Origin of the sequence: Nocardia sp. NPDC050412 (genome assembly GCF_044458825.1) — a bacterium.
GTDB lineage: Bacteria > Actinomycetota > Actinomycetes > Mycobacteriales > Mycobacteriaceae > Nocardia.
This window is the reverse complement of record NZ_JBITIJ010000039.1, coordinates 1-4234: the sequence shown is the minus strand read 5'-3', so window position 1 is coordinate 4234 and position 4234 is coordinate 1. Positions and strand designations below refer to the sequence as shown.

The 4234-nt window shown below is 64.6% G+C and carries 1 protein-coding gene; it reads right to left on the bottom strand.

What is annotated here, in order from left to right; all coding sequences use genetic code 11:
• The coding region (locus ACIBI6_RS41140; protein ID WP_396960590.1) for a type I polyketide synthase at positions 1 to 4234 on the bottom strand (4234 nt) is incomplete at both ends.

Here is a 4234-nt window from a genome sequence, read left to right as displayed (position 1 = left end):
GACCATCACGACCCTCGGCCACCACAACCCCGCGATGCTCGAACACACCACGCGTCGACGCCAGCGAGAAACCGACATCCACCGGATCGTGGTCGTGCCCGTCCAGGTACGACGCCAGCCGAGCGCCCTGGCCGGTGAGTGCCTCACTACTACGTGCCGAAAGCGTCCAAGGCAGCACAGCCGGGGCAGTCTTCACCACCGGCGCCGCCTTTGCAGCCGGGACCTGCTCGACGATTACGTGAGCATTCGTGCCGCTGATCCCGAACGAGGACACACCAGCGCGACGCGGCCGATCCGTCTCCGGCCACGCCACCGATTCGGTCAGCAACCGCACATGGCCTTCGGACCAGTCGACCTTGCTACTGGGCGCATCGACGTGCAGTGTCTTCGGCAACACGCCGTGGCGCATCGCCATCACCATCTTGATCACACCACCCACACCCGCGGCGGCCTGGGAGTGACCGATGTTGGACTTCAGCGAACCCAACCACAGCGGACGGTCCGCATCCCGGTCTTGGCCGTAAGTGGCAAGCAGCGCTTGGGCTTCAATCGGATCACCCAACGTCGTTCCGGTGCCATGGGCCTCCACCGCGTCAACCTCGGCAGGAGACAATCCGGCATTCGCCAACGCCTGCCGAATCACCCGCCGCTGCGACGGACCATTCGGCGCGGTCAAACCATTAGACGCACCATCCTGATTCACCGCCGAACCAGCAAGCACCGCAAGAACTTCATGACCATTACGCCGGGCATCAGACAGCCGCTCCAGCACCAACACACCGGCACCCTCGGCCCAACCCACACCATCAGCGGCATCCGCAAACGACTTGCACCGACCATCCGGCGACAAACCCCGCTGACGACTGAAATCTACGAAGGTCTCCGGTGTCGCCATCACCGTCACACCACCGGCCAACGCCAGATCACACTCACCCGACCGCAGCGACTGCGCAGCCAAATGCATCGCCACCAACGACGACGAACACGCCGTATCCACCGACACCGCCGGGCCTTCCAGCCCGAGGGTGTAGGCGATGCGGCCGGAGACCAAACTGCCGGTCGCACTGTTCCCGGTGCCCTGGGCATAGTCGTGATACATCACACCCGCGAAAACACCGGTCGAGCTGCCACGCAGCACCACCGGGTCGACACCGGCACGCTCCAACGCCTCCCATGCCGTTTCCAATAGTTGCCGCTGCTGGGGATCCATCATCGTGGCCTCATTGGGCCCGATCCCGAAGAAATCGGGATCGAAGTCGGCAGCAGTGTGCAGGAACCCACCTTCCCGGGTGTAGGACTTGCCCGCGCGGCCAGGCTCCGGATCGTAGATGCCATTGATGTCCCAGCCTCGGTCGACCGGGAGCGTCGTTATCGCATCCCCGCCGATACGGACCAATTCCCAGAGTTCCTCAGGGGAAGTGATCCCTCCGGGGTAACGGCAGGCCATTCCGACCACCGCGATCGGATCGTCGTCAACAGCTCGGCTGGCAATAACCTCGATATCCCGACTGGTACCAGCGAACTCATCGGCCAGATACTCCGCTAAAGCCTGCGGTGTCGGGTAATCGAACACCAACGTCGCAGGCAGCCGCAGACCTGTCACGCTCTCGAGAGCGTTGCGGAACTCGACAGCACTGACCGAATCGAAGCCCAGCTCGCCGAAAGCCTTATCCGCGGCAACCGCATTCGCGTTCTGATGACCCAGAATCGTGGCAACCTGGCCACGCACGATCTCGACGAGAACACCGAAGCGCTCATTGTCGGGAGTATTGGCCAAACGAGCACGTAGTGCCGTGAAGGCGCCCGAGGCCGCTTTCCGGCGAGCGGGGACCAAGCCAGCCAACAGTGTCGGTGCGGCGGCCCCCGCGCTGCGAATGCTCTCTAGATCGAAACGGGCAAGGACGGGAGCCGCCGCGTCGATCTCGATGGCGGCGTCGAACAGCGCGAGACCCTGTTCCTCCGACAGCGGCAGCATGCCCGAACGAGACATGCGGTGCCGGTCGACGTCGCTCAGTTCTGCGGCCATGCCTCCGTCCATGTTCCACAGACCCCAGGCGAAAGACTGGCCGCAGCGCCCAGATGCCCTGCGGTGCGCCGCCAGGGCATCGAGGCACGCGTTGGCCGCGGCATAGTTACCCTGGCCCGCGCTGGCGAACACACCGGCCACCGAGCTGAACAACACGAACGCCTTCAATGGCAGATCGGCGGTCAACTCGTGTAGGTGCAAGGCCGCATCGACCTTGGGCCCCAACACCGCATCAATCCGATCCGGGGTCAGCGAAGCGATGGCACCGTCATCGAGCACACCGGCCATATGGAACACACCGGTGAGCGGATGGACGGCAGGTACACCTGACAGGACCTCGGCGAGCGCGACACGGTCGGCGACATCACAGGCGACGAAATCGACTTCGGCACCGCGAGACCGCAACTCCGCCCGCAGCTCGGTGGCACCGGAAGCGGATTCACCACGGCGACTCAACAGCAACAGCCGGCGCACACCATGGGCGTCGACCAGGTAACGGGCGAACAACCCAGCGAGGAAGCCGCTGGCACCGGTGATCAGAACCGTGTCGTCCGGATCGAAGGGGCCGGGCCCCGGAATGGTCGCGGCAGTGGAGGCGACCCGGGCGAGTCGCGCAATGTATACCTGCCCATCACGCACCGCCACCTGCGGTTCCGCCGCAGCCAGCACCCCACCCAGCAACCCATCGAGTCCGGAATCGGTGTCGATCAACACGATCCGACCAGGATTCTCCGCCTGCGCCGAACGAACCAGACCACACACCGCGGCACCAGCCAGATTCGTAACGTCCTCCCCACCAACCGATACCGCACCACTGGTCCGGACCACCAGAACCGACTCACTGAACCGATGATCGGCAACCCAAGCCTGAAGAACCTCCAGAACCTCATGCGTCGCAGCGTGAATGGCAGCGGCATCATCACCCGCCGGGCAGTCCAACACCACCACCGGCGCCACCCGCTCACCGAGATCCGGCCACGCTACCGCGGCGACCTCGCCCTCACCCACCGAAATCGGTGCCCAACCGACCTGGAACAACCCACTACCGGCAACAGATGCACCACTCGTGAGCTGCGCGGGATCAAACGGACGGGAAACCAACTGCCGCACCGACGCCACCGCAGCACCAGTCGAATCCGCCAGATCCAGAGCAACGCCATGCTCACCGACACGAGCAAGACGAACACGCAACGCGTCGGCCCCAGCCGCATACACCGTGACACCGGACCACTCGAACGGCAACGCCAGCCCGGGCCCCTGCGCCGACACGTCACCGGCAAATCGCAACGCATGCAACGCCGCATCCAGCAATGCCGGGTGCAGACCGAAGCGTTCTGCCTCGGGCCGAGCCTGCTCAGGCAATTCGACTTCGGCGTAGAGCAGCCCGTCGGATCCACGCCACACCGACCGAAGCGCCTGGAACACCGGACCGTACTGGTAACCCTGCACATCCAGGGAGTCATAAACACCATCGATATCCACCGCGACCGCACCAGAGGGCGGCCACTGCACCAAATCCACAGGCGCACTATCGATTCCCGGCGCAAGCACTCCCTCGGCGTTCAACGCCCAAGTCGCCCCTGGGTCAACACCATCCTCGGAGCAGGAGAAGATCCGCACCCCGCGACGGCCGGTCTCGTCCTCGGCATCCACCACAACGCGCACCGCGAGTCCGGCCGACTCCGACAGTGCCAATGGGGATCGGAGGACCAACTCGTCGAGAGTCGAGCAGCCCACCTGTTCTCCGGCATGCAAGGCAAGTTCGACCAGGCCGGTACCGGGGAAAAGCACGGTGTCCATAACTGCGTGGTCGGCCAGCCATGGGTGCGTCTGCACCGACAAGCGGCCGGTGAGAGTCACCGCGTCGGAGTCCGGTTGCGTGAAAACCACTGAGACCAGGGGGTTTCCGGTAGCGGCGAGACCCATCGCCCGAGCGCCACCACCACCAGCGGAACCTTCGGCCATCCAATAACGCCGACGCTGAAAAGCGTAGGTGGGCAAGTCGATTCGCTCGGCTCCGGTACCCGCATACAGAGCGGCCCAGTCCACATCGGCGCCGACCACGAACAGCCCGGCCACCCCACCCAGCACAGCCGATGTATCCGCTCGACCTCGACGAGCCAACGCCACCACGGTTGCAGCCGCACTCGTCAATGCCGTTGTCTCTGCGCCATCGAGGATCTGGTTGACCATCGGAAACAGCACGGC